Here is a 25,876-nt window from a genome sequence, read left to right on the forward strand (position 1 = left end):
CTCGCGAATGCAGTGGATCAGTCGATACATACGGCGACTGTCACACCGCATTCGCGAGCAAGCCCGCTCCCACAGTTTTAACCGCATTCAGTCTTCGAAATGGATGGGGCATTGGTCGGCCCCTTCCAGTTTCCTCAACTCTTCCACCACCTGTGGCCGGGCCTTGCGCAACGCCAGGCTGCGCCCCACTCCATTCAATCGGCGCGCTTCCTGGTGCAGCATCTCCACCCCGGAATAGTCGATGAAGTTGATCTGCTGCGCCTCGATCACCACCCGCTGGCCGTGCAGGCTTTGCAGCCGCACCTGCAGGTAATGGCTGGCGCCGAAAAAGATCGACCCGCCGACCCGCAGCACATCGTCCTCTCCGTCACGCCATTGCTGGACCCGCGGCTGTGAGGTGCGCTTGAGGTAGAAAAACAGCGACGCCAGCACCCCGGCGTAAATGGCCGTTTGCAACTCCAGCAACAGCGTGGCGATGCAGGTCAGGGTCATCACCACGAACTCTGCGCGGCTGACCCGGAACAGCGCCCGAATACCGCGATGGTCGACCAACCCCCAGCAAATCAGCAGGATGCTGGCGGCCATGCTCGGGATCGGGATATGCGCGATCAATGCCGCACCGAACAGCGCGAACAACGCCACCCACAATGCGGAAAACACCCCCGCCAGCGGCGAACAGGCGCCTGCCTCATAACTCAGGCCCGACCGTGTGAAGGAACCCGCCGACAAGTACCCGGAGAAAAATCCACCGACTATGTTGGATAAACCCTGGGCGCGCACTTCCTGATTTGCATCGAGCAACTGTTGGGAGCGGGCCGACAGTGAGCGCGCAATCGACAGGCTGGTCACCAGCCCCAGCATGCCTACCGCCACGGCACTCGGCAGCAGGCGCAGGACCATGTCCAGGTCCATCGGCAGCGGGCTGAACGGTGGCAGCTTGCCGACAAATGAACTGACCCGCGCCACCTCCCCGAACATCGCCGGCCACAGCCACGGGATGAGGCTGCCCAGGGCCAGCGCGATCAACAGGGTTGGCCAGCGCGGTACCCAGAGTTTCAGCAGCACCCCCACCAGCAAGGTGCCGAGCCCGAGCACCAGTGAAGGACGATTCCACTCCCCGGCATGGTTGATCAGCGCCAGCAGACTGTTGATCGCCGTGGCCTGGCTGGGCAGGTCCAGCCCCAGCAGGTTGGGCAGTTGGCCCAGGGCGATCACCACCGCAGCGCCGAGGGTGAAGCCGAGCACCACTGAATGCGAGACGAAATTCACCAGGGCGCCGAAGCGCAGCATGCCCAACAGCCATTGGAAGACGCCGGCCAGGAATGTCAGCAACAGGATGAGTGTGATGTAGTCCTGGGAGCCGGGCACGGCCAACGGGCTGACGCTGGCGTACAGCACGATAGAGATGGCTGCCGTGGGGCCGCAGATCAGGTGCCAGGAAGAACCCCATAAGCAGGCGATCAGTACCGGAATGATCGCGGCGTACAGGCCGTACTCCGGTGGGAGACCGGCGATCAGCGCGTAGGCAATGGACTGGGGTAATGCCAGGACTGCACCGCTCAGGCCGACGACCGCGTCCCTTCCGACGCTGGCGCGGGTTTGGCGCGGGAGCCAGCTGAGGAAGGGAAAGAGTGTATGGCGGTTGGGCCAGGGCATTGGAAACTCGGTTGAAGAGGTTTGAATCAGAGTATCAGGCTCATGATGATCGTTCCCACGCTCTGCGTGGGAATGCCGTCTTGGACGCTCTGCGTCCGCTCTTGAGTCGTGACGCGCAGCGTCACCGGATGCGTTCCCACGCAGAGCGTGGGAACGATCAGTGCATCAGAGTTTGGCTTTTACAGCGGCCAGCGCATCTTGACCGTCCACGGTTTTAACCCCGTCCAGCCACTTGTCCAGCACCGCCGGGTTCGCCTTGATCCACGCCTTCGCCGCGTCCGCATTACTGACCTTCTTGTTCACCACCTCAGCCATGATGGCGTTCTCCATCTCCTGGGTGAAACTCAGGTTGGTCAGCAATTTCCCCACATTCGGGCACGCCTGTGCATAGCCCTTGCGGGTCAACGTATACACGCTGCCGGTGTCACCAAAGTACTTCTCCCCACCCTTGAGGTAATGCATCTTCAACTGCACGTTCATCGGGTGCGGCGTCCAGCCGAGGAAGGTCACGAACTTCTGCTTCTTCACCGCCCGGGACACTTCGGCCAGCATCGCCTGTTCACTGGACTCGATCAGCTTCCACTGGCCCAGGTCGAAGTCGTTCTTCTTGATGATTTCCTGCAACGAGAGATTCGCCGGCGCACCCGAACCGATGCCGTAGATCTTCTTGTCGAACTTGTCGGCAAACTTGTTCAGGTCGGCAAAGTCATGCACCCCGGCGTCCCAGACATAGTCCGGCACGGCCAGGGTGAACTCGGTGCCGTCGAGGTTCTTCGCCAGTTGCACCACATCGCCATTGGCCACGAACTTGTCGTAGAAGCCTTGCTGCGCCGGCATCCAGTTACCCAGGAACACGTCCACCTGGCCGTCCTTGAGCCCGCCAAAGGTGATCGGCACCGCAAGGGTGTCGACCTTGGCCTTGTAGCCCATGCCGTTCAACAGGAAACCGGTAATGGCATTGGTGGCGGCGATATCGCTCCAGCCCGGATCGGCCATCTTCACGGTGTCGCAGCTGGTGTCCGCGTAGACGCCGGCACTGCTCAATGCCAGCAGCGCAACGCTCAACACGGTGGATAACTTTTGCATGGCCTTCCCCTCAGTTTTATTGGTTTTGGCAGGGTTGTGGAAAACGTGCCTTGCGCTCCAGATCGTCGAGGTCGATGTGGTTGCGCATGTATTGCTGACTGGCGTCTACCAGTGGCTGGTGGTCCCAGCTCTTCAGCTTGCCCTGGGTCAGCGCCTCGAACACCAAGCGGCGACGGCGTTGGCTGGCGAGCACCTGCTGGTGGATCGCCGGGATGTCCCATTTGGCCCGCGCTTCATGCAAAAACGCCTCGAACAGTGGCCGGTGTTCCGGTGACTGGCTGAGGTCCTCCCGCTCGTGCGGGTCGTTGTGCACATCGAACAATAGGCAAGGATCGTCCTCGCTGTAGATGAACTTGTAGGCGCCACGGCGAATCATCATCAGCGGGCTGATGGTGCCCTCGGCCATGTACTCACCGAACACTTCGTCGTGCCCGCCCTGCCCTTGCAGGTGAGACACCAGCGAGCGGCCGTCCAGCGCCAGCCTCGGGTCCAGCTCGCCGCCGGCCAGTTCCACCAGGGTAGGCAGCAGGTCGGCGGTGGACACGGCGGCGGTCACCCGGCCGGCGGCAAACTGCCCCGGCGCGCTGATCAGCAGCGGCACCCGGGCGGCCATTTCAAACCAGTGCATTTTGTACCAGAGCCCGCGTTCGCCGAGCATGTCGCCGTGGTCGCCGGAGAAGATGATGATGGTGTCGTCGGCCAGGCCCGTGTCTTCCAGGGTTTGCAGGAGCTTGCCGACGTTACTGTCAATGTAGCTGCACGCGCCGAAGTAGGCGCGGCGTGCATCGCGGATCTTGTTCAGCGGCAGCGGCTTGTCCCACAGGTCATAGACCTTGAGCAGGCGCTGGGAGTGAGGGTCGAGGTCAGCCTGTGGCGGTGTTGCAGGCAGCGGGATGTCGTTGTCGTCGTACAGGTCCCAGAACGGCTTGGGAATCGTGTACGGGTCGTGTGGGTGAGTCATCGACACGGTCAGGCAGAACGGCTGGTCGCCATCTTCGCGGATATGGTCGAACAGGTACTGCTGGGCCTTGAACACCACCTCTTCGTCGAAATCCAGCTGGTTGGTGCGCACGCACGGCCCGGCTTGCAGCACCGACGCCATGTTGTGGTACCAGGTAGGGCGCACGTCCGGCTCATCCCAGTTCACCGCCCAGCCATAGTCGGCGGGGTAGATGTCACTGGTCAGGCGTTCTTCATAGCCGTGGAGCTGGTCGGGGCCGCAAAAATGCATCTTGCCCGACAGCGCGGTGCGGTAGCCGAGGCGGCGCAGGTAGTGGGCATAGGTCGGCACGTCGGCGGGGAAATCGGCCGCGTTGTCGTAGGCGCCGATCTTGCTCGGCAACTGCCCACTCACCAGGGTAAAGCGCGATGGCGCACACAGCGGACTGTTGCAGTAAGCGGCGTCGAACACCACGCCCTCAGCGGCGAGGCGACTCAAGTTCGGCAGTTTGATAGGCGAAGGACCGTAGAACGGAAGCATCGGCGCGGCCATTTGATCGGCCATGATAAAAAGAATGTTCTTGCGCTTCATGGTTTCGCGGCATTCCATAGTCGATGTTTATGCGAATGAGCATGCAGGCCATGGAAATCGTGGTAAAGCCCATGAGAAGCAATGTCTAGGATAAGCCCAGCTTATGTATGAATCCCTCGGTCACCTGTCACTCGACCTGCTGCGTGCCTTTGAATCCGCAGCGCGCCAACGCAGCTTTACGGCAGCGGCGATGGAGTTGGGCACCACCCAGCCGGCCATCAGCCAGCAGATCAAGCGCCTGGAAGAACAGCTGAAGGTGCGCCTGTTTGATCGCATCTACCGTGGCATCGAGCTGACCGACGCGGGCGCCTTGTTATTCGAGCAGGTACAGGCCGGTTTGCAGAGCATCAACCAGGGCCTGAGCGCGATTGCCGAGCAGGACCAGCATGAAGTCCTGCAGGTGGCGACCGACTTTGCCTTCGCCGCGTATTGGCTGATGCCACGCCTGCATCGTTTCCATGAAGCCAACCCGCAGGTGGACGTGAGCCTGGTCACCAGCGAGCGTAACCACGCCACGTTGCGCAGCGATATCGATGTAGCGGTGCTGTTCGGTGACGGCCGCTTCAAACAGGGCGACAGCCTGTGGCTGTTCAACGAGGAAGTGTTCCCGGTGTGCAGCCCGCAGCTACTCCAGGACCGAGTCGCGCCACTGTCGGTGCAGAGCCTGCTGGAGTTCCCCTTGCTGCACCTGCGCCAGCAAAACAACAACCAGTGGTTCGACTGGAGCGGGGTGTTTCGCGAACTGGGCATCACCACCGCGCCCACCCCGGGCCAACTGCGTTTCGACAATTACACGCTGTTGATCCAGGCCGCGATCGCGGGCCAGGGCGTGGCCATCGGCTGGCGTCACCTTGTGGATAACCTGCTGGAGCAAAAATGGCTGTGCCGGCCGATTGGCGACACGGTGATCTCGCGCTTCGGCTATTACGTGGTGCTGCCCCAGCGCAAACGCCGCAGCCAGTTGATCGAGCGTTTCGTCGACTGGCTGATGACCGAACAGGCCAGCAGCGCACAATCGCTGACCGGTCTGGCCCTGCCGTCCATTGCGGTCTAGGATTTGCCGATCAATGAGCCCGGAGCCTGTCATGCAACGTATCAAGGGCTACCACGCCCATATCTATTTCGACGCCAACACCATCGACCAGGCGCGCAAACTCTGCGAAGACGCCGCGCAATTGTTTCCGCTGCGCATGGGCCGCGTGCATGAACGCCCGGTGGGCCCGCACCCGGACTGGAGCTGCCAGCTGGCATTCGAACCTGAATACATCGGCGTCGTGCTGCCTTGGCTGGCCCTCAACCGCAACGGCCTGGTGGTGTTCCTGCACCCGACCACCGGTGATGACCTCAAGGACCACACCGAACACGCGATCTGGATGGGGGCGATGCGCACGCTGGATCTGTCAATATTTTAAACTTTCAATTTCCCTATATATGGGACTGATATTTATATATTGAGACTTTGCCGGTCTTGGGTTTATATTCGCCTCATCCGCTCAGAACACTCAGGTGAAGCGATGCAGGCGCAATTGATCGCGCTCGATTGGGGAACCAGTTCCCTTCGTGCTTACAAGCTCGGCCCGGCAGGCGTCGTGATCGAACGGCGCACCTTGGCGTCGGGGATCATGCACCTGCCCACTGAAGCCCGGGAAATAGCCGGTGTTCGCTGCAGCAACGGGTTCGAGCTGGCATTCGACGCAGCCTGCGGTGACTGGCTCGACACCCAGCCCGACCTTCCCGTTATCGCTTGCGGCATGGTCGGCAGCGCCCAGGGCTGGAGCGAAGCGGCTTACCGCGACACCCCGGCCGACGTTTCTACCCTCGGCCAGGCGCTGCATGTGGTGCGCAGCCTGCGGGGCGCAGCGGTGCACATCGTGCCCGGCGTGATTCAACGCGGCGCGTTGCCCAATGTGATGCGCGGTGAAGAAACCCAGGTGCTCGGCGTGCTGCAAAGCCTGGCTGCCCATACCGGGCGCGACGTATTGATCGGCCTGCCGGGCAGCCATTCCAAGTGGGTGGAGGTGGTGGAAGGCTGCATCACTCACTTCGATACTTTCATGACCGGCGAGTTGTTCGCCGTGCTCAGTCAGCACAGCATTCTGGGGCGCACCCAGCGCCCTTCCGAACAGTTCCAGGTGGTCGCTTTTGATCGCGGTGTTCAGGTTGCGCTGTCGGCAGACGGCCAAACGGGCCTGTTGTCGAACTTGTTCAGCGCACGCTCCCTGGGATTGACCGGCGAGCTGGCGCCTGACGAGCAACCGGACTATCTGTCCGGGCTGTTGATCGGCCACGAACTGACCGGCCTGCGCACTCGCAAGCCCAGCCAGCAGCGCGACATCGTCCTGGTCGGCACACCCCAACTCTGCACCCGCTACCAGCGTGCACTCCAACTCTGTGGCTTCCCCCACGTGACCCTGGCGCAGGAGGCTACCGAGCGTGGCCTTTGGCAGCTGGCCATGGCGGCGGGGCTGCTGCCTGCAACCTGACGAGAGGCCCGACATGCTCAAGCAAGCACTGACACACAACGGTTTGATCGCGATCCTGCGCGGCCTGCGACCGGAGGAGGCGCTGGCGATCGGCGAGGTGTTGTACACGGCGGGCTTCAGGGTGATCGAAGTGCCGCTGAACTCGCCGGATCCTTATTCCAGCATCCGCATCCTGCGGGACAGCCTGCCCGCCGATTGCCTGATCGGCGCCGGCACCGTGCTGACCCCGGAACAGGTCGATCAAGTCAAAGCCGCCGGCGGCCAGGTGATCGTCATGCCCCATAGCGATGCCAAGGTGCTGCGAGCCGCCAAGGCCGCGGGCCTGTATCTGTCGCCGGGTGTGGCCACGCCCACCGAAGCGTTTGCCGCGCTGGCCGAAGGCGCCGACGTGCTGAAGCTGTTCCCGGCCGAGCAAATGGGCCCGGCGGTGGTCAAGGCCTGGCTCGCGGTACTGCCCGCGGGCACGGTGCTGCTGCCGGTGGGCGGCATCACCCCGGACAACATGCAGGTATTTTTCGACGCGGGCGTCAAGGGCTTCGGCCTGGGCTCCGGGTTATTCAAGCCGGGTATGAGCGTCGCCCAAGTGGCGAGCAACGCCCAGGCCTACGTCGCCGCCTGGCATGCCTTGGGCTGATCAGCGTTCTCCATCTACAAGAGAGATAAGAAGATGAAAATCACCAAACTGACCACCTTCATCGTCCCGCCGCGCTGGTGCTTCCTCAAGGTTGAAACCGACCAGGGCGTGACCGGTTGGGGCGAGCCCGTTGTCGAGGGCCGCGCCCATACCGTGGCTGCCGCCGTCGAGGAATTGTCCGACTACTTGATCGGCAAGGACCCACGCAATATCGAAGACATCTGGACCGTGCTCTATCGCGGCGGTTTCTACCGTGGCGGCGCGATCCATATGAGCGCTCTCGCCGGTATCGACCAGGCGCTGTGGGACATCAAGGGCAAGGCCCTCGGCGTGTCGGTCAGCGACTTGCTGGGTGGCCAGGTGCGCGACAAGATCCGCGTGTATTCGTGGATCGGTGGCGACCGCCCGGCCGACACTGCCCGCGCCGCCAAGGAAGCCGTGGCCCGTGGTTTCACTGCGGTGAAAATGAACGGCACCGAAGAGCTGCAATTTCTCGACAGCTTCGAAAAAGTCGACCAGGCCCTGGCCAACGTCGCCGCCGTGCGGGATGCGGTCGGGCCGAACGTCGGCATCGGCGTCGACTTCCATGGCCGGGTGCACAAACCCATGGCCAAGGTGCTGATGAAGGAACTCGACCCCTACAAACTGATGTTTATCGAAGAACCGGTGCTCAGCGAAAACTACGAAGCGCTGAAAGAACTGGCGCCGCTCACCAGCACCCCGATTGCCCTCGGCGAGCGCCTGTTCTCGCGCTGGGACTTCAAGCGCGTGCTCAGCGAAGGCTACGTCGACATCATCCAGCCGGATGCTTCCCACGCCGGCGGTATCACCGAAACCCGCAAGATTGCCAACATGGCCGAAGCCTACGACGTGGCCCTTGCCCTGCACTGCCCGCTCGGCCCGATTGCCCTGGCAGCGTGCCTGCAGCTGGATGCGGTTTGCTACAACGCGTTCATCCAGGAACAGAGCCTGGGCATTCACTACAACGAGAGCAATGACCTGCTGGATTACGTGCGCGATCCGGGTGTTTTCGACTACGACCAGGGCTTTGTGAAAATCCCCAACGGGCCAGGCCTGGGCATCGAGATCAACGAGGAATACGTGATCGAACGCGCGGCCATCGGGCATCGCTGGCGCAATCCGATCTGGCGGCATGCCGACGGCAGTTTTGCGGAGTGGTAAACACCGCGAATTTGAGATGAAAACCCGATCAATGTGGGAGCGGGCTTGCTCGCGAAGGCGGAGTGTCAGTCAACACCTCCGCTGCTGGTAGACCGCTTTCGCGAGCAAGCCCGCTCCCACATTTGATTCGGTTTCGTCAGTAAGACCTGTCCTCAATAACCATAAGAAGAGGCAACCCCCATGCAATCCGAGTCCTTCACCGGGCAGGCTTCTTTAGTCACGCCCAGCCGAAAGCGTTTCTTCATCATGGTGCTGCTGTTCATCACCGTGGTGATCAACTACCTGGACCGCAGCAACCTGTCGATTGCCGCTCCGGCCCTGACCAGCGAGCTGGGGATCGACCCGGTGCATGTCGGGTTGATCTTCTCCGCGTTCGGCTGGACCTACGCGGCCATGCAGATTCCCGGCGGCTGGCTGGTGGACCGGGTGCCGCCGCGCATTCTCTACAGCGTCGCCCTGCTGCTGTGGTCGGTGGCCACGGTGATGCTCGGTTTCGCCGCCAGCTTCATCGCGCTGTTCGTATTGCGCATGGCGGTGGGCGCCCTGGAGGCCCCGGCCTACCCGATCAACAGCCGCGTGGTCACCACCTGGTTCCCCGAGCGTGAACGGGCCACGGCGATCGGCGTTTATACCTCCGGGCAATTTGTCGGGCTGGCGTTTCTCACGCCGGTGTTGGCCTGGCTGCAACACACCTTTGGCTGGCACATGGTGTTTGTCGCCACCGGCGGCGTGGGCATTGTGTGGGCGTTGATCTGGTACGCGGTGTACCGCGAGCCACGGGATTTCAAAGGCGCGAATGCGGCGGAAATCGAGCTGATCCGCGAAGGCGGCGGGTTGGTGGACATCCAGGCGCAGGCGGCCAAGGCGCCGTTCAGCTGGGTCGACCTCGGCATCGTGTTGAGCAAGCGCAAACTGTGGGGGATCTACCTGGGGCAGTTCTGCCTGAATTCCACGTTGTGGTTTTTCCTGACGTGGTTTCCGACCTACCTGGTGAAATATCGTGGCATGGACTTCATCAAGTCCGGCCTGTTGGCGTCGCTGCCGTTTCTGGCGGCGTTTGTCGGGGTGCTGTGTTCGGGGCTGTTTTCCGATTGGCTGATTCGCCGGGGAGCGTCCGTGGGGTTTGCGCGCAAGTTGCCGATCATTGGCGGGCTGTTGATTTCCACGGCGATCATCGGCGCCAACTTTGTTGATTCCACGGCGTGGGTGATTGCGTTTCTGGCGGTGGCGTTTTTCGGCAATGGCCTGGCGTCGATCACCTGGTCGCTGGTGTCGACCCTGGCGCCGGCAAGGCTGCTGGGGCTGACCGGAGGGGTGTTCAACTTCATCGGCAATCTGTCGGCGATTACCACGCCGATCGTGATTGGCTTTCTGGCCACCGGGGATTCGTTTGCGCCGGCGATTACGTACATCGCGGTGCTGGCGTTGTTGGGTGCGTTGTCTTACATCTTGCTGGTCGGCAAGGTCGAGCGTATCGAGATTTAGGCGACTACTGCGGCGAGGGAGCTTGCTGTGGCGAGGGAACTTGCTCCCGCTGGAGTGCGCAGCGCTCCCAGGATTTTGGGGCCGCTGCGCAGCCCAGCGGGAGCAAGCTCCCTCGCCACAGCAAGCTCCCTCACCACAAAAGCAGTGCGGCTCTAGTACAGCGCGCCATCCAGAATCTGATAGACGATGCTGGTGCCAACGGCGATCAATACGATGTCCCCACCCGAACGGCGCCATTCATAACCAGGGTATTGCGGCAGATGGCCCAGCGCCCGTGGGTCCAGACGCTCACCATAGTAGTTTGGCGGCAGGCGCTGGCCGCGCACCAGGTGGATGCCGGGAGGCGGCGGCGCGCCACGGCGGAAGTCGCCATGGTTGTCGCGGATGACCTGTCTCACAGGACCAAAGTCCTGAGGCGGCCCACCACGGTGGTTGTCCTGCGGCCCGCGATGGTCATCGCCACGTTGATCGTGCTGGCCCTGTGGGCCACCACGGTCAGGTCCGCCACCCTGATCATAGGGCGCAGCTTGGACCAGGGCGCTGGCGCCAAGCACCAGCACACCTACACCTGCAATCAAACGTTTGGGGATTTTCATGGGGCTGTTTCCTCAGTACTGCACGAACAAAAAAGGGATTTCGAACCGGGTTCGAAATCCCTTGGTCTTGTTAGCTTAGGTACTGATTTGCCAGCATGATTCCTCTGTATCAGGAACTTTACCTACCGCTTACGAGCCGCTTACTTACGGGCGTTGCGTACACCTTCCGACAGCGCAGAGCACAGGGTCAATACACCGTCGATGGCCTGTTGATCATTGCTGGCGTTGGCGATGTGGTCGATCAGTGCCGACCCCACCACCACACCGTCTGCCAGGCGGGCGATTGCAGCGGCCTGCTCCGGGGTGCGGATGCCGAAACCGATGCTGATCGGCAGGTCGGTATGCCGACGCAGACGGGTCACGGCCTCTTCGACGTGTTCCAGGGTCGCGGCACCGGCACCGGTCACACCGGCCACCGACACGTAGTACACAAACCCTGAGCTGCCGTTGAGCACGGTCGGCAGGCGCGCGTCGTCGGTGGTCGGCGTGGTCAGGCGGATAAAGTCGATACCGGCAGCCTGGGCCGGGTCGCACAGCTCGCCGTTATGTTCCGGCGGCATGTCGACCACGATCAGGCCGTCGACGCCGGCTTCTTTCGCATCGCTGATAAAGCGTGGCACGCCGTACATGTGGATCGGGTTGAAGTAGCCCATCAGCACCAGCGGCGTGTCGCTGTTGCCCTCGCGGAACTCGCGAACCATTTGCAGGGTTTTCGTGAGGTTCTGCTTGGCGGTCAGCGCGCGGATGTTGGCCAGTTGAATGGCCGGGCCGTCAGCCATCGGGTCAGTGAACGGCATGCCCAGTTCGATCACATCGGCGCCGGCCGCCGGCAAGCCCTTGAGGATCGCCAGCGAGGTGTCATAGCCCGGGTCGCCAGCGGTGACGAAGGTCACCAGGGCGGCGCGGTTTTGTTCTTTCAGTTGCGCAAAACGTGTTTGCAGGCGGCTCATTTAGTGTTTCTCCTGCTTGGACTGTTCCATGTGGTGCATCACGGTTTGCATGTCTTTGTCGCCACGGCCGGACAGGTTGACCACCATCAGGTGATCTTTCGGCAGGGTCGGTGCGCGTTTGAACACTTCGGCCAGGGCGTGGGCGCTTTCCAGTGCAGGAATAATCCCTTCCAGGCGGCAGCATTTGTGAAAGGCGTCGAGGGCTTCGTCGTCGGTCACCGAGGTGTACTGGACGCGGCCGATGTCGTGCAACCAGGCGTGTTCAGGGCCGATGCCCGGGTAGTCGAGGCCCGCGGAGATCGAGTGGGCGTCGATGATCTGGCCATCGTCGTCCTGCAGCAGGAAGGTACGGTTGCCGTGCAGTACGCCCGGTACGCCGCCGTTGAGGCTGGCCGCGTGTTTGCCGGTCTCGATGCCGTAGCCGGCCGCTTCAACGCCGATGATTTCGACGCTGGTGTCATCCAGGAACGGGTGGAACAGGCCCATGGCATTGGAACCGCCGCCGATGCACGCCACCAGGCTGTCGGGCAGACGGCCTTCCTGGGCTTGCAGCTGGGTACGGGTTTCCTTGCCGATCACGGCCTGGAAGTCGCGAACCATGGCTGGGTACGGGTGCGGACCGGCCACGGTGCCGATCAGGTAGAAGGTGCTGTCGACGTTGGTGACCCAGTCACGCAGCGCTTCGTTCATCGCGTCTTTCAGGGTGCCGGTACCGGCGACTACCGGGATCACTTCAGCGCCCAGCAGCTTCATGCGAAATACGTTGGCCTGCTGGCGCTCGATGTCGGTGGTGCCCATGTAGATGACGCATTGCAGGCCGAAACGCGCGGCGACGGTGGCAGTGGCCACACCGTGCATGCCGGCGCCGGTCTCGGCGATGATGCGTTTTTTACCCATGCGCCGCGCCAGCAGGATCTGGCCGATGCAGTTGTTGATCTTGTGGGCGCCGGTGTGGTTCAGCTCTTCGCGTTTGAGGTAGATCTTGGCGCCACCGCAGAACTCGGTCAGGCGCTCGGCGAAGTACAGCGGGCTTGGGCGTCCGACGTAGTCGCGCTGGAAGTAGGCCAGTTCTTCGTTGAAGGCCGGATCGATCTTGGCCGCTTCGTATTCGCGGGCCAGGTCAAGGATCAACGGCATCAGGGTTTCCGCCACGTAGCGGCCGCCGAACGAACCAAACAGGCCATTGGCATCCGGGCCGTTGCGTAAATCGGTCTGGGTCTGAGTCATGGGACGCTCCAGGTAGAAAATGTGTAAGAGGCAATGACGGTCACTCTACCCCTGACGCTTCCACGTGAAAACCGATAAGATCGCCACAACCTGTCAGGAAAACTCACAGATGAGCCGAGACCTCCCACCGCTGAATGCCTTGCGCGCTTTTGAGGCGACTGCGCGCCTGAACAGCGTTAGCCAGGCCGCTGAGCAACTGCACGTGACCCATGGTGCGGTCAGCCGGCAGCTGAAGGTGTTGGAAGAACACCTTGGTGTAAGCCTGTTCGCCAAGGACGGGCGCGGCCTCAAACTCACAGATGCCGGTATTCGCCTGCGAGATGCGAGTTTCGAGGCCTTCGAGCGACTGAGGGACACTTGCGCCGAGCTCACGCAAAGCAGTGCCGATGCGCCGTTTGTGCTCGGCTGCTCCGGCAGCCTGCTGGCGCGCTGGTTTATTCCGCGTCTGGGGCGCCTGAACGCCGAGTTGCCGGATTTGCGCCTGCATCTGTCGGCGGGTGAAGGCGATCTTGACCCACGCCGCCCCGGCCTGGACGCGCTGCTGGTGTTCGCCGAACCTCCATGGCCGGCGGATATGCAGGTGTACGAATTGGCCAGCGAACGCATCGGCCCGGTCATGAGCCCGCGTTTTGCCCATTACGAGCGATTGCGCCAGGCGCCTCCCGAGGCGCTGCTGAGTGAGGCCCTGTTGCACACTACCTCACGCCCGCAAGCCTGGCCCAGCTGGGCGCAGCACCATGGGATCGACGCTGGCGCGTTGAAGTACGGTCAGGGGTTTGAGCATTTGTATTATTTGCTGGAGGCGGCGGTGGCCGGGCTGGGGGTAGCAATTGCGCCTGAGCCGCTGGTGGCAGAGGACCTGCGAGCGGGTCGCCTGGTTGCGCCGTGGGGTTTCAGTGAAACCCCGGCGCAACTGGCGTTGTGGCTACCCAAGCGCGCCGCAGATGGGCGCGCCGGGCAACTGGCGCAGTGGCTCAAGGCTGAGCTTGCGCGCCAGGACGTTTAATCGCCGCGTTTGCACAGCAAGTAGGCCGCCAGCAGACCCAGCGCGCCGACGGCAACACCGGCGGTAGTCCATGGATGCTCTTGCGCGTAGTCCCGTGTTGCAACACCGGTTTCGCGGATTTTGACTTTGCTTTCTTCGTAGGCATCGCTGATCAGGTGGCGAGAATGCTTGAGGGCGTTCTCGGCATTGCTTTTCAGGGCCTTCAGGGTTTTGCGCGACTCGTCAGACGCATCGTCCTTGAGGCTTTCCAAAGACTTGAGCAGGCTCGAAATCTCGGCTTCCATGCTTTCCAATGACGCTTTGCGTAAAGAGGTGTTGGCCATGTGGGCTCTCCTGGAGTGATTGAGTGGCGTGTGTTGTTTCCGACTGCGGCGGTTTCAGAAAGTGCAGTAAATCTGAACTTTCACATCGCAATAGCCGCCAGAAGCAGTACGAGAATTCACTGCTAGTCTTGATTAACGACCCCAGGAGAAAAACTTATGAGTGATCATCACACCTACAAGAAAGTCGAACTGGTGGGCTCTTCCGCGACCAGCATCGAGGAGGCCATCAACAATGCCCTGGCTGAAGCCAGCAAGAGCATCAAGCACTTGGAGTGGTTTGAAGTGACCGAAACCCGTGGCCACATCAAGGACGGCAAGGCTGCGCATTTCCAGGTCACCCTCAAGGTGGGGTTCCGAATTGCCAGTAGTTGATTGAGCCGGTTGAACTTGCGCGCTGGCCGATTGCCATAAACTCCGCTACAACCTTTAGGCACGTCGACGTGACGAGCGTCGGCGTGCTTCCTTTCGATCAACCCAAGGAAGTGACGGATGAAGAACTTTTTGTTGGCGGTAGGTTTGTTGAGCATTGCGGGCACGGCCCTGGCGGCGGGCAAGCCTTGTGAAGAGCTGAAAAGCGAGATTGCGGCGAAAATCGACGCTAAAGGCGCTTCGGGCTACTCCCTGGAAATCGTGGACAAAGGTGCTGCACCTAGTGACCACACGGTTGTCGGCAGCTGTGAAGCCGGTACCAAGGAAATCGCCTACAAGCGCGGGTGATCCCGTGTTGCAGACGTAAAAAACCGACGCAAGTGCGTCGGTTTTTTTATGCCTGCGATCCCTCGCTCCGCGTGGGAATGAAGCCTGGGATGCTCTGCGTCCCGCCTCACTCCTGGATTCAGCCCTTCATGACCTGCGCCAGCAGCTCGTAGGAATGAATCCGGTCGGCATGTTCGTACAGGTCACAGGTAAAGATCAGCTCATCAGCGCCGGTCTGCTCCACCAGCACCTCCAGCTTGGCGCGGATCTTCTGCGGGCTGCCCACCATGGCCAGGCCGAGGAAACTGCCCACGGCGTCTTTCTCATGGGGCAGCCACAGGCCGTCCATGGTCTTGACCGGCGGGCGCTGCACCAGGCTTTGCCCACGCATCAGCGCGAGAATTCGCTGGTACACCGAGGTGGCCAGGTAGTCGGCTTGCTCATCGGTGTCGGCGGCCACCAGCGGGATGCCGAGCATCACGTAGGGCTTGTCCAGCACGGCCGAAGGCTTGAAGTGGTTGCGATAGACGCGAATCGCTTCATGCATCAGGCGCGGTGCGAAATGTGAGGCAAAGGCGTAAGGCAAACCGCGCTCGCCTGCCAGCTGCGCACTGAACAGGCTGGAGCCCAATAGCCACACAGGGACGTTGGTGCCGGTGCCGGGTACGGCGATCACTCGTTGGTCCGGAGTGCGCGGGCCGAGGTAGGCCATCAGTTCTGCCACGTCTTCCGGGAAATCATCAGCGCTGCCGGAGCGTTCACGGCGCAGCGCGCGGGCGGTCATCTGGTCGGAGCCTGGTGCGCGGCCAAGGCCCAGGTCGATGCGGCCCGGGTACAGGCTTTCCAGGGTGCCGAACTGCTCGGCGATCACCAGCGGTGCGTGGTTGGGCAGCATCACCCCACCTGAACCGACACGGATCGTCGAGGTGCCACCGGCCAGGTAACCCAGCAATACCGAGGTCGCCGAGCTGGCGATGCCGTCCATATTGTGGTGTTCGGCGACCCAGAAACGGTTGTAGCCGAATTTTTCCACGTGCTGGGCCAGGTCCAGGGAATTGCGCAGCGACTGCGCCGGGCTGCCGTTGGCACGCACGGGCACGAGGTCGAGGGTCGAGAACTTTACGTCGGACAGCGATTTCATAAGCCTGCTTCTCCAATGGGGGCGCAGGCTTCTTAGACGAACCAAAACCTGCCGCTTCATGTGCATGTCCTATGCAATGAGGGCATATACCCGAGATTCAATAGCGATGGTGAAATTTCCTACTTAATCGCTAGGTTTCTCCGACAAGATGAACTTTGCCGTGGCGTCTATCCTCAGAACCCTTACTGACGCAAAACCACCGTTCGAGGAGACCGCTATGAGTATTGTTAAAAAAGCATCCGCGCATTGGGAAGGCGACCTGAAGACTGGCCTGGGTTCCATTTCCACCGAAACCGGCGTTCTGCGTGAAGCGCCTTACGGCTTCAAGGCCCGTTTCGAAGGTGGCAAGGGCACCAACCCTGAAGAACTGATCGGCGCAGCCCATGCTGGTTGTTTCTCCATGGCGTTTTCCATGATTCTCGGCGATGCCGGGCTCAAGGCCGACAGCATCGACACCCAGGCCGAAGTGACCCTGGACCAAGTGGACGGTGGCTTTGCGATTACGGCCGTGCACCTGACCCTCAAGGCAAAGATCCCGGGCGCCAGCCAGGCGCAGTTCGATGAGCTGAGCAAAAAGGCCAAGGAAGGATGCCCCGTGTCCAAGGTACTGAATGCAACCATTACCCTGGATGGCACGCTGGTTAGTTGATGCAACCCCCTTGCAGGGGTGAGCTTGCTCGCCCCTGCAGGTGCAAATGTGGTCGAATAGCCGATTGCAGACTCAGCGCACACCCGTGCGCGTGCATTCAGGGAGCTTCACACATGAAACGTATTGCCTTGGCGGTTATCTGCTGTGCACTGGCCACGTCGGCGCTGGCGGCGCCAAAAGATTGTGAAGAGCTCAGGAAGGAGATTGAGGTCAAAATCCAGGCGAATGCCGTTCCGTCCTACACCCTCGAAATCGTCACCAAGGAAGAAGCTGACAAGCACGACAGCGCCATGGTTGTCGGCAGCTGTGAGAATGGCACCAAAGCCATCGTCTACCAGAAGAACAACGACTGATCAGATGCAGTTGACGCTACGTTCTTCGGCCAGCAATTGACCCGCTTTGTTGTACAGCCGGATATTCGGGTTGTAGCCCAGTGAGCGCCCTTCCAGGCGATAGCGCTGGCCCGCCTCGAAACGGTCGTATTGCAGGGTCATGAAGCAGGTACGGTCAGTGGTTTGGCCAAACCCGCCGAAACTGCCGCCGGTAGGCACCTCGAAATCAAAACGTACCATCAGCTCATGGCTGCCAGGCGGCATTTGGAAGAAGCGCCCGTCGTTCAGGTTTTTCCCGTCCAGGCGTTGCGCCATTACCAGCTTGGCGCCGGGTGTCGGGGTAGCGAAGTCGACCCAGGCTTGGAGTGGATCAACCGGCGGTAGTGGCGTCGACGCACAGGCACTGAGAAAAATCGCGGCGACGGGAAGCAGTAGCTGACGCATGTTAAGCACTCAACTGTAGGAATGGTTTTTTGAACGGCTGCGTTCGGCAGCACGCTCCCTATGAGTATAAACACGCCACGCCATGGAAAAATTCCCCACAGGCGAGATAGTCTGGCGGGATGGTTACCGGCGAGAGGTTTGAATGGTCAGGCGTTTGCTTCCCGGCTTGATGCTGCTGTTGCTCAGCGGCTGTTCCAGCGTCAGTTATTACAGCCAACTGGCAGACGGCCAATGGCAATTGCTGCGTGCCCGGGAGCCGGTCTCCGCGGTCGTCGCCGACCCGTCCCGGCCACAGGTGCTGCGCGAGCACTTGGCGCAATCGCAGAAAGCCCGCACCTTCGCCAGCGAACACCTGCACCTGCCGGATAACCAGAGTTACCGGCTGTATGCCGATATCGGCCGCCCTTACGTGGTCTGGAACGTGTTCGCCACGCCTGAATTTTCCCTGTCCCCGCAAACCCACTGCTTCCCGATTGCCGGTTGCGTGGCCTATCGCGGCTACTACAACCAGGGCGCCGCACGCGGCCAGGCGGCTTTGTTGAAGCAGCAAGGGATGGATGTGTCGATTGGCGGCGTGGAGGCCTATTCCACCCTCGGCTGGTTCAACGACCCGATCATGAGTTCGATGATGAGCTGGGGGGACGAGCGCCTGGCCACGCTGATTTTTCATGAGCTGGCGCACCAGCGGTTTTATGTGAAGGACGACACCGAGTTCAACGAGTCGTACGCCACCTTCGTCGAGCAGGAAGGTACCCGGCAATGGCGCGCCGCCCAAGGCTTGCCGCCTGCCAGCGAGTCAGCGCTGAAACAGCGCGACCAGTTCACCCGGCTGGTGCTCGATACCCGCAAACGCCTGGAGCAGTTGTATGCGCAGCCGCTGACGGCAGATGCCATGCGCCAGGCCAAGGCCGCTGAATTCGAGCGCCTGCGCCGTGACTACCGGCACATGCGCGATAGCCAGTGGGGTGGCGACAAGCGTTATGACGCCTGGGTCAACCTGCCGATGAACAACGCAAGGTTGCTGCCGTTTGGGCTGTATGACCAGTGGGTGCCGGCGTTCGTCGCGTTGTTCCGGCAGGAAGGCGGGGATTGGCCGAAGTTCTTTGCGGCGGTGGAGAAGCTGGGCGGGTTGCCGGTGGATCAGCGCAAGGCGGCCCTGAGGGCGTTGGAGGGATCCGGGCAAGTGGTTGGCCGGTAGGGCCTCATCGCGGGCAAGCCCGGCTCCCACATTTGACTGAGTTGTCTTGGCCGACCGTGATCAAATGTGGGAGCTGGCTTGCCTGCGATAGCGCATTCAAGGCCGTTGCAAAAACGCCTGATGCATCTCGGCCAACGTTTCGAAATGCCAGGTCGGCGCCTCGGCACTCAGCTCTTCATGGCTGCCAAACCCATAACCTACCGCCGCCGAGTCCAGCCCATTGCTGCGGGCCCCGATCAGGTCGTGCTTGCGGTCGCCAATCATCAAGGTGCTGGCCGGGTCCAGGCTTTCTTGCGCCATCAGGTGGGCGATCAACTCGACCTTGTTGGTGCGCGTGCCGTCCAGCTCGCTGCCGTAGATCACTTTGAAGTGCTTGGCGAAATCAAAATGCCGGGCGATTTCCCGGGCAAATACCCAAGGCTTGGACGTGGCTACATACAGCTGACGGCCCTGGCCATTCAATTCCTCAAGCAGCGGCATCACGCCGTCGAACACGCGGTTTTCGTACAGGCCGGTGACCTTGAAGCGCTCGCGGTAGAAATTCACCGCCTCCCAGGCCTTGGCTTCGTCGAAGCCATAAAACTGCATGAACGCTTGCAGCAGCGGCGGGCCGATAAAGTGCTCAAGTTTGGTCAGGTCCGGCTCATCGATCCCCAGTTTGGCGAGGGCGTACTGGATCGAGCGGGTGATGCCTTCGCGGGGGTCGGTGAGGGTGCCATCGAGGTCGAACAAAACGGTCTGGTAATGCATGGGTGTCCTTGTCATTGGTCGAAGCCTTCGGCCAGGTGCAGGTCTTTGAGCTTTACGTAGTTCGCGGCGCTGTAGGTGAAAAATGCCCGTTCCTTGTCAGTCAGCGGGCGGATTTGTTTAACCGGGCTGCCAACATATAAAAAACCGCTCTCAAGTTTCTTGCCCGGCGGCACCAGGCTGCCGGCGCCGATGATCACCTCGTCTTCCACCACGGCGCCGTCCATCACAATGCTGCCCATGCCGATCAGGATCCGGCTGCCTACCGTGCAGCCATGCAGCATGACCTTGTGGGCAATGGTCACATCGTCGCCGATCAGCAGCGGGAAACCATCAGGATTGAAGGGGCCTGCGTGGGTAATGTGCAGCACGCAGCCGTCCTGCACGCTGGTGCGCGCACCGATGCGGATGCGGTGCATGTCGCCGCGAATCACCGTCAGCGGCCATACCGAGCTGTCGGTGCCGATTTCGACGTCGCCGATCACCACCGCCGATGCATCGACGAAAGCCCCGGCGGCCAGGGCCGGCGTGTGATTCTGGTAGGTGCGAAGGGTCACGATAGGCTCTCTCTCTTCTGCTGATAGCTGCGGTGGGCGTTGATTGTAATTAAGATGGCCCCATCTTTGTTCTTACATGTTTCTTCAGCCAAGGTGCCAACCGTGAGCGCGAACAACCCTCTTCTGCAGTCCTACGACCTGCCGCCGTTCTCGGCGATCCGTGCCGAGCACGTGCAGCCGGCCATTGAACAGATCCTCGCCGACAACCGCGTCGCCATCGAAGGCATCCTGCAAAGCCAGGGTAAAAATCCGACCTGGGCCGGGCTGGTCCTGGCCATGGACGAACTCAATGACCGCCTGGGTGCCGCCTGGAGCCCGGTCAGCCACCTGAATGCCGTGTGCAACAGCGCCGAACTGCGGGAAGCCTACGAGGCGTGCCTGCCGGCACTGAGCGCCTACTCCACCGAGATGGGCCAGAACCGCGAGTTGTTCCAGGCCTTCGACGCCCTGGCCAACAGCCCGGAAGCCGCCGGCTTCGACGTGGCGCAAAAAACCATCCTGGAACACTCCCTGCGGGACTTCCGTCTGTCGGGTATCGATTTGCCGCCTGAGCAGCAAAAGCGTTATGCCGAAGTGCAGAGCAAGCTCTCCGAACTGGGCAGCAAGTTCTCCAACCAATTGCTCGATGCCACCCAGGCCTGGACCAAGCACGTCACTGACGAAGCAACCCTCGCCGGCCTGACCGATTCCTCCAAGGCGCAAATGGCTGCGGCTGCCCAGGCCAAGGGCCTCGACGGCTGGCTGATCACCCTGGAATTCCCGAGCTACTACGCGGTGATGACCTACGCCCACGACCGCGCCCTGCGTGAAGAAATCTACGCAGCCTACTGCACCCGCGCGTCGGACCAAGGCCCGAATGCCGGTCAGAATGATAATGGCCCGGTCATGGAACAGATCCTCGACCTGCGTCAGGAGCTGGCGCAACTGCTGGGCTTCGCCTCGTTCTCCGAGCTGAGCCTGGCCACCAAAATGGCCGAGTCCAGCGACCAGGTGCTGAGCTTCCTGCGGGACCTGGCCAAGCGCAGCAAGCCGTTTGCCACCCAGGACCTGCAACAGCTCAAGGCCTATGCCGCCGAACAAGGCTGCGCGGACCTGCAAAGCTGGGACAGCGGTTTCTACGGCGAAAAACTGCGTGAGCAGCGTTACAGCGTTTCCCAGGAAGCCCTGCGCGCCTACTTCCCGATCGACAAGGTACTCAGCGGCCTGTTCGCCATCGTGCAACGCCTGTATGGCATCGAGATCGCCGAGCAGAAAGGCTTCGACACCTGGCACCCGGATGTTCGCCTGTTTGAAATCAAGGAAAACGGCCAGCACGTCGGCCGCTTCTTCTTCGACCTGTATGCCCGCGCCAACAAGCGTGGGGGTGCCTGGATGGACGGCGCCCGAGACCGTCGCCGCAAGGTTGATGGCGTGCTGCAAAGCCCGGTGGCCAACCTGGTGTGCAACTTCACCCCGGCCGACAGCGGCAAGCCTGCCCTGCTGACCCACAATGAAGTGACCACGCTGTTCCACGAATTCGGCCACGGCCTGCACCACCTGTTGACCCGTGTCGAACACGCCGGCGTGTCCGGCATCAACGGCGTGGCCTGGGATGCGGTGGAGTTGCCGAGCCAGTTCATGGAAAACTGGTGCTGGGAGCCGGAAGGCCTGGCGCTGATTTCCGGTCACTATGAAACCGGTGAGCCGCTGCCACAGGACCTGCTGGAAAAAATGCTCGCGGCGAAGAACTTCCAGTCCGGCCTGATGATGGTTCGCCAGTTGGAGTTCTCGCTGTTCGACTTTGAGCTGCACGCTACCCATGGCGATGGCCGCAGCGTGCTGCAGGTGCTGGAAGGCGTGCGTGATGAGGTGTCGGTGATGCGTCCGCCCGCCTACAACCGCTTCCCCAACAGCTTCGCGCATATCTTCGCTGGCGGTTACGCTGCGGGTTACTACAGCTACAAGTGGGCGGAAGTGCTGTCGGCCGATGCCTTCTCCAAGTTCGAAGAAGATGGCGTGCTCAATGCCGAGACTGGCCGGGCGTTCCGCGAGGCGATCCTGGCCCGTGGCGGTTCCCAGGCACCGATGGTGCTGTTCGTCGATTTCCGCGGACGGGCGCCGTCGATTGACGCACTCTTGCGCCACAGCGGCCTGAGTGAGGACGCGGCAGCATGAGTGAAGCACCTGTGAAAACCAAAAAACGCTTTATCGCCGGGGCAGTCTGCCCGGCGTGCAGCGAGCCGGACAAGTTGATGATGTGGAGCGAGGACGATGTTCCGCACCGCGAATGCGTGGCTTGCGGCTATTCCGACACGCTGAATGAACAAGGTCTGTCAGTGCCCAAGGAATTGGGTACGCGGGTCAATACGTCGGCGTTGAAAGCACCGGACCCCAAGGTGCAGGCGGTGCAGTTCTTCCCTAATCCGAAGCTGAAAAAAGACTGACCGAGAAGCGCTCCCTGGGTTGATGGCTCAGGGAGCGACCACCCAGGCGGTTTTTTCCTCGGCCGGGTCTTTGGCGTTGTCCGCGGTATTCAGCCAGCTTTTCATCGAGCACAGCGCAAAGGCGCTGGTGCTGCACTCGCCGTTGGCCAGTGCAGTGCGTAACTTGTCGACATCCGCCTTCATCATGTAGCGAACGCCGTCCTTGAAGCCGCTACTGGCGCCGAAGCCGCCCAAGGTCATTTCGTTCAGCGCGTCTTCCTTGCTCCATCCCTGAATCACCACCCGATACATCGCCGCCATCAGGCCCGTGCGGTCGGAGCCGTGTTTGCAGTGCATCAGCACCGGGCCGTTGGCTTCGGCATCCTGAATCGCACGCAACGCTGCGAGCACATCGGCGTCATCGACATGGTTGGTGCGATAAGACAATTGCACTTGGTTGATACCGGGTGATTTCAGCCACTTGGCATCGGACTCGGGCAGAAAGTTGATCACCGTACCGATCTTGAGCTTTTCCAATACAGGAACAGCACCGCTATCCGGCAGCGCGCTGCGATAGAGCGTGGGCGTCATTTGATACAGGTTGTATTGATTGCCCACCGGCTGGGCCCATTCCAACGAACGAATGGGCGTGAGCTCTTCGGCCTGGGACGGTGCGGTGGTGAACAGCGCCATGAACACGAGGCTGACGGCAGGCAGCAATTGATTCTTGAACATGCGCGATGTAACCGAATAGGGAAGGGGCTGATGGGGCCCAGATTCGCCTACAGGGGGTCAATGCCGTGTGAGGTACTCGTCAAAGAATCGTGAATAAGCCGGCTCCGGGCAGATTTTTTCGCGCTGAAACGATTTTCCCCAATCCTTAGCCTGCTATCCTTTGTAACTATTGATTGCTGCTGTGTTCTATCCCCTTGGGTCCTTTGGATCCCATTTACTGCCAAAACTATAAGTCGTTCCTCGAAGCGGCTGATAAATCCGTGACCACATGATGAGGTGCCACCATGTCTGATCAAGATCAAGACAACCCCCGGCGTGAGTTTTTACGCAAATCCTTGACCTTGATCCCCGTGGTCACTGTCGCCAGCACGGGCCTGGGCGGTTCGATGCTGATGGCGGTTCCCGAACCGGCTCAAGCCAGCCCGGAGAAGGCGCCCGTCAGCAGCAAGGCCTATGAGCCGAGCTATTTCACTGCCGAGGAATGGGCCTTTATCAACGCGGCCGTTGCGCGCCTGATCCCGGCGGACGACCAGGGCCCAGGCGCCCTGGAAGCCGGCGCGCCGGAATACATCGACCGTCAGATGAACACGCCGTACGCGGCGGGTGCCCTGTGGTTCATGCAAGGCCCGTTCAATGCCGACGCGCCGCCTGAAATGGGCTGGCAGAGCAAATTGGTGCCCAAGGAGATCTATCGCCTGGGCATCGCTGCCACGGATGCCTGGTCGAAAGCGATGAACGGTAAGCTATTTGCCGAGCAAGACAGCGCTACCCAGGAAAAGTTGTTGCAGCGCCTGGAGGCCGGCGACGCGCAGTTCGACAGCGTCCCGCCGAAGATTTTCTTCAATCTGTTGCTGCAAAACACCAAGGAAGGGTTCTTTTGCGACCCGGTCCACGGTGGCAACAAAGGCATGGTCGGCTGGACCATGATCGGCTTCCCCGGCGCCCGCGCCGATTTCATGGATTGGGTTGAACGCAACGAGCAATACCCCTTCCCGGCTGTTTCGATCCGTGGCGAGAGGGCGTAAACGTGGCGACCATCATGAAGAAAGTGGATGCAGTGATTGTCGGCTTTGGCTGGACCGGCGCGATCATGGCCAAGGAGCTGACGGAAGCTGGCCTCAACGTGGTAGCGCTGGAGCGCGGCCCGATGCAGGACACCTACCCGGACGGCAACTATCCCCAGGTCATCGACGAACTGACCTACAGCGTGCGTAAAAAGCTCTTCCAGGACATCTCCAAGGAAACCGTGACCATTCGCCATAGCGTGAATGACGTGGCGATGCCCAACCGCCAACTGGGCGCTTTCCTGCCTGGCAACGGTGTCGGCGGTGCAGGCCTGCACTGGTCCGGCGTGCACTTTCGGGTGGACCCGATCGAGTTGCGCATGCGCAGCCATTACGAAGAGCGCTACGGGAAAAACTTCATTCCCAAGGACATGACCATCCAGGATTTCGGCGTCAGCTATGAAGAGCTGGAACCATTCTTCGACTATGCCGAGAAAGTCTTCGGCACCTCCGGGCAAGCCTGGACGGTGAAAGGCCAGTTGGTGGGCGAAGGCAAGGGCGGCAACCCTTACGCACCGGATCGCTCCAATCACTTCCCGCTGGAATCGCAGAAGAACACCGTCTCTGCACAGCTGTTCCAGAAGGCCGCCACGGCCGTGGGGTACAAGCCCTACAACCTGCCTTCCGCGAATACATCGGGGCCGTACACCAACCCTTACGGCGCCCAGATGGGCCCGTGCAACTTCTGCGGCTTCTGCAGCGGTTATGTCTGCTACATGTATTCCAAGGCTTCGCCGAACGTGAACATCCTGCCGGCCTTGCGCCAGGAACCCAAGTTCGAACTGCGGCCCAATTCCCACGTGCTGAAGGTCAATCTCGACAGCACCAGGAGCAAGGCGACCGGCGTGACGTATGTCGACGCCCAGGGGCGGGAATGCGAGCAGCCGGCGGACCTGGTGATCCTCGGTTCCTTCCAGTTCAACAACGTGCGCCTGATGCTGCTGTCGGGCATCGGCAAACCCTACGACCCGATCTCCGGTGAGGGCGTGGTGGGTCGCAACTTCGCCTACCAGAACATGGCCACCATCAAGGCGTTCTTCGACAAGGACGTGCACACCAACAACTTTATCGGTGCCGGCGGCAATGGCGTGGCGGTCGATGACTTCAACGCCGACAACTTCGACCATGGGCCTCACGGCTTTGTGGGCGGCTCGCCGATGTGGGTCAACCAGGCGGGCAGCCGGCCGATTGCGGGTACCTCCAACCCGCCGGGCACGCCGGCCTGGGGCAGCGCGTGGAAGCGCGCCACGGCTGATTACTACACCCATCAGGTGTCGATGGATGCCCATGGCGCCCACCAATCCTACCGTGGCAACTACCTCGACCTGGACCCGGTTTACCGCGATGCCTACGGCCTGCCGCTGCTGCGCATGACCTTCGACTGGCAGGAAAACGACATCAAGATGAACCGCTTCATGGTCGAAAAAATGAGCAAGATCGCCGAAGCGATGAACCCCAAGGCGATTGCCTTGCTGGGCAAAAAGGTGGGCGAGCACTTCAACACCGCGTCTTACCAGACCACCCACCTCAACGGTGGCGCGATCATGGGCACCGACCCGAAAACCAGTGCCTTGAACCGCTACCTGCAGTGCTGGGACGTACACAACGTGTTTGTCCCGGGCGCTTCCGCGTTCCCACAAGGCTTGGGCTACAACCCTACGGGCCTGGTGGCGGCATTGACCTACTGGTCGGCGCGGGCAATTCGCGAGCAGTACCTGAAAAACCCCGGCCCACTGGTTCAGGCATAAGGAG

Annotated in this window: 28 protein-coding genes; 16 read left to right on the forward strand and 12 right to left on the reverse strand. The window is 61.2% G+C overall.

The window, feature by feature from the left end:
* Positions 1-87: 87 nt before the first annotated feature.
* From AC3WKX_RS07010 to betC, 3 genes are all read right to left on the reverse strand, one after another.
* Positions 88-1,656 carry a SulP family inorganic anion transporter gene (locus tag AC3WKX_RS07010; RefSeq protein ID WP_102604434.1) on the reverse strand — a complete coding sequence of 523 codons (1,569 nt, stop codon included), beginning with the start codon at positions 1,654-1,656 and terminating at the stop codon, positions 88-90.
* A 165-nt stretch (positions 1,657-1,821) separates the two neighbouring features.
* Positions 1,822-2,742 carry a choline ABC transporter substrate-binding protein gene (gene choX / locus AC3WKX_RS07015; RefSeq protein WP_102604433.1) on the reverse strand — a complete coding sequence of 307 codons (921 nt, stop codon included), beginning with the start codon at positions 2,740-2,742 and terminating at the stop codon, positions 1,822-1,824.
* Between the two features lie 16 nt (positions 2,743-2,758).
* Positions 2,759-4,273 carry a choline-sulfatase gene (betC, locus tag AC3WKX_RS07020; protein WP_102604432.1) on the reverse strand — a complete coding sequence of 505 codons (1,515 nt, stop codon included), beginning with the start codon at positions 4,271-4,273 and terminating at the stop codon, positions 2,759-2,761.
* Positions 4,274-4,376: 103 nt separating this feature from the next.
* Here betC and AC3WKX_RS07025 point away from each other — a divergent pair, with 103 nt between their 5' ends.
* The 6 genes from AC3WKX_RS07025 (at position 4,377) to AC3WKX_RS07050 (ending at position 10,057) form a co-directional block, all read left to right on the forward strand.
* Positions 4,377-5,327, forward strand: a complete 951-nt coding sequence (locus AC3WKX_RS07025; RefSeq protein ID WP_008439576.1) for a choline sulfate utilization transcriptional regulator — start codon at positions 4,377-4,379, stop codon at positions 5,325-5,327.
* Positions 5,328-5,358: 31 nt separating this feature from the next.
* Positions 5,359-5,685, forward strand: a complete 327-nt coding sequence (locus AC3WKX_RS07030; RefSeq protein WP_003213639.1) for a DOPA 4,5-dioxygenase family protein — start codon at positions 5,359-5,361, stop codon at positions 5,683-5,685.
* A 102-nt stretch (positions 5,686-5,787) separates the two neighbouring features.
* On the forward strand, positions 5,788-6,756 hold the full coding sequence (locus tag AC3WKX_RS07035) for a 2-dehydro-3-deoxygalactonokinase (RefSeq protein WP_102604431.1): 969 nt from the start codon (positions 5,788-5,790) through the stop codon (positions 6,754-6,756).
* A 13-nt stretch (positions 6,757-6,769) separates the two neighbouring features.
* Positions 6,770-7,390: a 2-dehydro-3-deoxy-6-phosphogalactonate aldolase gene (locus AC3WKX_RS07040; protein WP_003213643.1), complete on the forward strand. Its 621-nt coding sequence runs from the start codon at positions 6,770-6,772 to the stop codon at positions 7,388-7,390.
* A gap of 33 nt (positions 7,391-7,423) precedes the next feature.
* Positions 7,424-8,572, forward strand: a complete 1,149-nt coding sequence (gene dgoD, locus AC3WKX_RS07045; RefSeq protein ID WP_003213645.1) for a galactonate dehydratase — start codon at positions 7,424-7,426, stop codon at positions 8,570-8,572.
* Between the two features lie 180 nt (positions 8,573-8,752).
* Positions 8,753-10,057: an MFS transporter gene (locus AC3WKX_RS07050; RefSeq protein ID WP_003213647.1), complete on the forward strand. Its 1,305-nt coding sequence runs from the start codon at positions 8,753-8,755 to the stop codon at positions 10,055-10,057.
* 152 nt (positions 10,058-10,209) lie between these two features.
* Here the strand turns inward: AC3WKX_RS07050 and AC3WKX_RS07055 are convergent, their stop codons facing one another.
* From AC3WKX_RS07055 to trpB, 3 genes are all read right to left on the reverse strand, one after another.
* Positions 10,210-10,653 carry an anti-virulence regulator CigR family protein gene (locus AC3WKX_RS07055; protein WP_003214903.1) on the reverse strand — a complete coding sequence of 148 codons (444 nt, stop codon included), beginning with the start codon at positions 10,651-10,653 and terminating at the stop codon, positions 10,210-10,212.
* Between the two features lie 140 nt (positions 10,654-10,793).
* Positions 10,794-11,603, reverse strand: coding sequence for a tryptophan synthase subunit alpha (gene trpA / locus AC3WKX_RS07060; RefSeq protein ID WP_003214901.1), 810 nt, complete (start codon positions 11,601-11,603; stop codon positions 10,794-10,796).
* Positions 11,604-12,830 (reverse strand): tryptophan synthase subunit beta, encoded by a 1,227-nt coding sequence (gene trpB, locus AC3WKX_RS07065; RefSeq protein WP_003214899.1) that lies wholly within the window; start codon positions 12,828-12,830, stop codon positions 11,604-11,606.
* Between the two features lie 109 nt (positions 12,831-12,939).
* On the opposite strand from trpB, the gene AC3WKX_RS07070 reads away from it, so the two are divergent.
* Entirely contained in the window at positions 12,940-13,836 is an 897-nt protein-coding gene (locus AC3WKX_RS07070) for a LysR family transcriptional regulator (RefSeq protein ID WP_008439584.1), read from the forward strand.
* Here AC3WKX_RS07070 and AC3WKX_RS07075 read toward each other — a convergent pair.
* Entirely contained in the window at positions 13,833-14,159 is a 327-nt protein-coding gene (locus AC3WKX_RS07075) for an ElaB/YgaM/YqjD family protein (protein WP_003170746.1), read from the reverse strand. The two genes, AC3WKX_RS07070 and AC3WKX_RS07075, sit on opposite strands and share 4 nt — an antisense overlap.
* Positions 14,160-14,315: 156 nt before the next feature.
* Between AC3WKX_RS07075 and AC3WKX_RS07080 the strand changes: the two genes are divergently transcribed.
* Together AC3WKX_RS07080 and AC3WKX_RS07085 are read left to right on the forward strand one after the other, a co-directional pair.
* Positions 14,316-14,531, forward strand: coding sequence for a dodecin (locus AC3WKX_RS07080; protein WP_008439585.1), 216 nt, complete (start codon positions 14,316-14,318; stop codon positions 14,529-14,531).
* 117 nt (positions 14,532-14,648) lie between these two features.
* Positions 14,649-14,876, forward strand: a complete 228-nt coding sequence (locus AC3WKX_RS07085; protein ID WP_003214893.1) for a DUF1161 domain-containing protein — start codon at positions 14,649-14,651, stop codon at positions 14,874-14,876.
* A 118-nt stretch (positions 14,877-14,994) separates the two neighbouring features.
* Here the strand turns inward: AC3WKX_RS07085 and AC3WKX_RS07090 are convergent, their stop codons facing one another.
* Positions 14,995-15,996, reverse strand: a complete 1,002-nt coding sequence (locus tag AC3WKX_RS07090) for an LLM class flavin-dependent oxidoreductase (protein ID WP_087694564.1) — start codon at positions 15,994-15,996, stop codon at positions 14,995-14,997.
* Positions 15,997-16,213: 217 nt separating this feature from the next.
* Here AC3WKX_RS07090 and AC3WKX_RS07095 point away from each other — a divergent pair, with 217 nt between their 5' ends.
* Together AC3WKX_RS07095 and AC3WKX_RS07100 are read left to right on the forward strand one after the other, a co-directional pair.
* A complete protein-coding gene (locus AC3WKX_RS07095) occupies positions 16,214-16,645 on the forward strand; it encodes an OsmC family protein (RefSeq protein ID WP_008439587.1) in 432 nt (143 codons plus the stop codon).
* 113 nt (positions 16,646-16,758) lie between these two features.
* A complete protein-coding gene (locus tag AC3WKX_RS07100) occupies positions 16,759-16,998 on the forward strand; it encodes a DUF1161 domain-containing protein (protein ID WP_003214887.1) in 240 nt (79 codons plus the stop codon).
* On the opposite strand, the gene AC3WKX_RS07105 is transcribed toward AC3WKX_RS07100, so the two are convergent.
* On the reverse strand, positions 16,999-17,421 hold the full coding sequence (locus tag AC3WKX_RS07105) for a PA0061/PA0062 family lipoprotein (RefSeq protein ID WP_102367818.1): 423 nt from the start codon (positions 17,419-17,421) through the stop codon (positions 16,999-17,001).
* 142 nt (positions 17,422-17,563) lie between these two features.
* On the opposite strand from AC3WKX_RS07105, the gene AC3WKX_RS07110 reads away from it, so the two are divergent.
* Entirely contained in the window at positions 17,564-18,619 is a 1,056-nt protein-coding gene (locus tag AC3WKX_RS07110) for an aminopeptidase (protein ID WP_102367819.1), read from the forward strand.
* 96 nt (positions 18,620-18,715) lie between these two features.
* Here the strand turns inward: AC3WKX_RS07110 and AC3WKX_RS07115 are convergent, their stop codons facing one another.
* Both AC3WKX_RS07115 and AC3WKX_RS07120 read right to left on the reverse strand, forming a co-directional pair.
* Positions 18,716-19,369 (reverse strand): HAD family hydrolase, encoded by a 654-nt coding sequence (locus tag AC3WKX_RS07115; RefSeq protein WP_003214881.1) that lies wholly within the window; start codon positions 19,367-19,369, stop codon positions 18,716-18,718.
* A gap of 11 nt (positions 19,370-19,380) precedes the next feature.
* A complete protein-coding gene (locus tag AC3WKX_RS07120; RefSeq protein ID WP_003214876.1) occupies positions 19,381-19,923 on the reverse strand; it encodes a gamma carbonic anhydrase family protein in 543 nt (180 codons plus the stop codon).
* 54 nt (positions 19,924-19,977) lie between these two features.
* Between AC3WKX_RS07120 and prlC the strand changes: the two genes are divergently transcribed.
* Positions 19,978-22,077 (forward strand): oligopeptidase A, encoded by a 2,100-nt coding sequence (prlC, locus tag AC3WKX_RS07125; RefSeq protein ID WP_173882998.1) that lies wholly within the window; start codon positions 19,978-19,980, stop codon positions 22,075-22,077.
* Positions 22,074-22,346, forward strand: a complete 273-nt coding sequence (locus tag AC3WKX_RS07130) for a YheV family putative zinc ribbon protein (protein ID WP_003214872.1) — start codon at positions 22,074-22,076, stop codon at positions 22,344-22,346. The genes prlC and AC3WKX_RS07130 overlap by 4 nt, the downstream gene beginning before the upstream one ends.
* A gap of 27 nt (positions 22,347-22,373) precedes the next feature.
* On the opposite strand, the gene AC3WKX_RS07135 is transcribed toward AC3WKX_RS07130, so the two are convergent.
* Positions 22,374-23,060 carry a phosphatase domain-containing protein gene (locus tag AC3WKX_RS07135; protein WP_102604429.1) on the reverse strand — a complete coding sequence of 229 codons (687 nt, stop codon included), beginning with the start codon at positions 23,058-23,060 and terminating at the stop codon, positions 22,374-22,376.
* A gap of 284 nt (positions 23,061-23,344) precedes the next feature.
* On the opposite strand from AC3WKX_RS07135, the gene AC3WKX_RS07140 reads away from it, so the two are divergent.
* Entirely contained in the window at positions 23,345-24,085 is a 741-nt protein-coding gene (locus AC3WKX_RS07140; protein WP_003214869.1) for a gluconate 2-dehydrogenase subunit 3 family protein, read from the forward strand.
* Positions 24,086-24,087: 2 nt separating this feature from the next.
* Positions 24,088-25,872 carry a GMC family oxidoreductase gene (locus AC3WKX_RS07145; protein ID WP_003214867.1) on the forward strand — a complete coding sequence of 595 codons (1,785 nt, stop codon included), beginning with the start codon at positions 24,088-24,090 and terminating at the stop codon, positions 25,870-25,872.
* The last annotated feature ends 4 nt before the right edge of the window (positions 25,873-25,876 follow it).

This window comes from Pseudomonas sp. GP01-A4 (genome assembly GCF_058780865.1).

What these genes read in the sequence shown, in the direction of transcription:
- AC3WKX_RS07115 (WP_003214881.1), bottom strand. Translation starts at nt 19,369, where the DNA reads ATGCATTACCAGACCGTTTTGTTCGACCTCGATGGCACCCTCACCGAC.
- AC3WKX_RS07090 (WP_087694564.1), bottom strand. Translation starts at nt 15,996, where the DNA reads ATGAAATCGCTGTCCGACGTAAAGTTCTCGACCCTCGACCTCGTGCCC.
- AC3WKX_RS07095 (WP_008439587.1), top strand. Translation starts at nt 16,214, where the DNA reads ATGAGTATTGTTAAAAAAGCATCCGCGCATTGGGAAGGCGACCTGAAG.
- AC3WKX_RS07140 (WP_003214869.1), top strand. Translation starts at nt 23,345, where the DNA reads ATGTCTGATCAAGATCAAGACAACCCCCGGCGTGAGTTTTTACGCAAA.
- AC3WKX_RS07135 (WP_102604429.1), bottom strand. Translation starts at nt 23,060, where the DNA reads ATGTTCAAGAATCAATTGCTGCCTGCCGTCAGCCTCGTGTTCATGGCG.
- prlC (WP_173882998.1), top strand. Translation starts at nt 19,978, where the DNA reads ATGGCCCCATCTTTGTTCTTACATGTTTCTTCAGCCAAGGTGCCAACC.
- AC3WKX_RS07105 (WP_102367818.1), bottom strand. Translation starts at nt 17,421, where the DNA reads ATGCGTCAGCTACTGCTTCCCGTCGCCGCGATTTTTCTCAGTGCCTGT.
- AC3WKX_RS07100 (WP_003214887.1), top strand. Translation starts at nt 16,759, where the DNA reads ATGAAACGTATTGCCTTGGCGGTTATCTGCTGTGCACTGGCCACGTCG.
- AC3WKX_RS07050 (WP_003213647.1), top strand. Translation starts at nt 8,753, where the DNA reads ATGCAATCCGAGTCCTTCACCGGGCAGGCTTCTTTAGTCACGCCCAGC.
- trpA (WP_003214901.1), bottom strand. Translation starts at nt 11,603, where the DNA reads ATGAGCCGCCTGCAAACACGTTTTGCGCAACTGAAAGAACAAAACCGC.
- AC3WKX_RS07085 (WP_003214893.1), top strand. Translation starts at nt 14,649, where the DNA reads ATGAAGAACTTTTTGTTGGCGGTAGGTTTGTTGAGCATTGCGGGCACG.
- AC3WKX_RS07130 (WP_003214872.1), top strand. Translation starts at nt 22,074, where the DNA reads ATGAGTGAAGCACCTGTGAAAACCAAAAAACGCTTTATCGCCGGGGCA.
- AC3WKX_RS07075 (WP_003170746.1), bottom strand. Translation starts at nt 14,159, where the DNA reads ATGGCCAACACCTCTTTACGCAAAGCGTCATTGGAAAGCATGGAAGCC.
- betC (WP_102604432.1), bottom strand. Translation starts at nt 4,273, where the DNA reads ATGAAGCGCAAGAACATTCTTTTTATCATGGCCGATCAAATGGCCGCG.
- AC3WKX_RS07070 (WP_008439584.1), top strand. Translation starts at nt 12,940, where the DNA reads ATGAGCCGAGACCTCCCACCGCTGAATGCCTTGCGCGCTTTTGAGGCG.
- choX (WP_102604433.1), bottom strand. Translation starts at nt 2,742, where the DNA reads ATGCAAAAGTTATCCACCGTGTTGAGCGTTGCGCTGCTGGCATTGAGC.
- trpB (WP_003214899.1), bottom strand. Translation starts at nt 12,830, where the DNA reads ATGACTCAGACCCAGACCGATTTACGCAACGGCCCGGATGCCAATGGC.
- AC3WKX_RS07010 (WP_102604434.1), bottom strand. Translation starts at nt 1,656, where the DNA reads ATGCCCTGGCCCAACCGCCATACACTCTTTCCCTTCCTCAGCTGGCTC.
- AC3WKX_RS07035 (WP_102604431.1), top strand. Translation starts at nt 5,788, where the DNA reads ATGCAGGCGCAATTGATCGCGCTCGATTGGGGAACCAGTTCCCTTCGT.
- AC3WKX_RS07040 (WP_003213643.1), top strand. Translation starts at nt 6,770, where the DNA reads ATGCTCAAGCAAGCACTGACACACAACGGTTTGATCGCGATCCTGCGC.
- AC3WKX_RS07055 (WP_003214903.1), bottom strand. Translation starts at nt 10,653, where the DNA reads ATGAAAATCCCCAAACGTTTGATTGCAGGTGTAGGTGTGCTGGTGCTT.
- AC3WKX_RS07030 (WP_003213639.1), top strand. Translation starts at nt 5,359, where the DNA reads ATGCAACGTATCAAGGGCTACCACGCCCATATCTATTTCGACGCCAAC.
- AC3WKX_RS07025 (WP_008439576.1), top strand. Translation starts at nt 4,377, where the DNA reads ATGTATGAATCCCTCGGTCACCTGTCACTCGACCTGCTGCGTGCCTTT.
- dgoD (WP_003213645.1), top strand. Translation starts at nt 7,424, where the DNA reads ATGAAAATCACCAAACTGACCACCTTCATCGTCCCGCCGCGCTGGTGC.
- AC3WKX_RS07080 (WP_008439585.1), top strand. Translation starts at nt 14,316, where the DNA reads ATGAGTGATCATCACACCTACAAGAAAGTCGAACTGGTGGGCTCTTCC.
- AC3WKX_RS07110 (WP_102367819.1), top strand. Translation starts at nt 17,564, where the DNA reads ATGGTCAGGCGTTTGCTTCCCGGCTTGATGCTGCTGTTGCTCAGCGGC.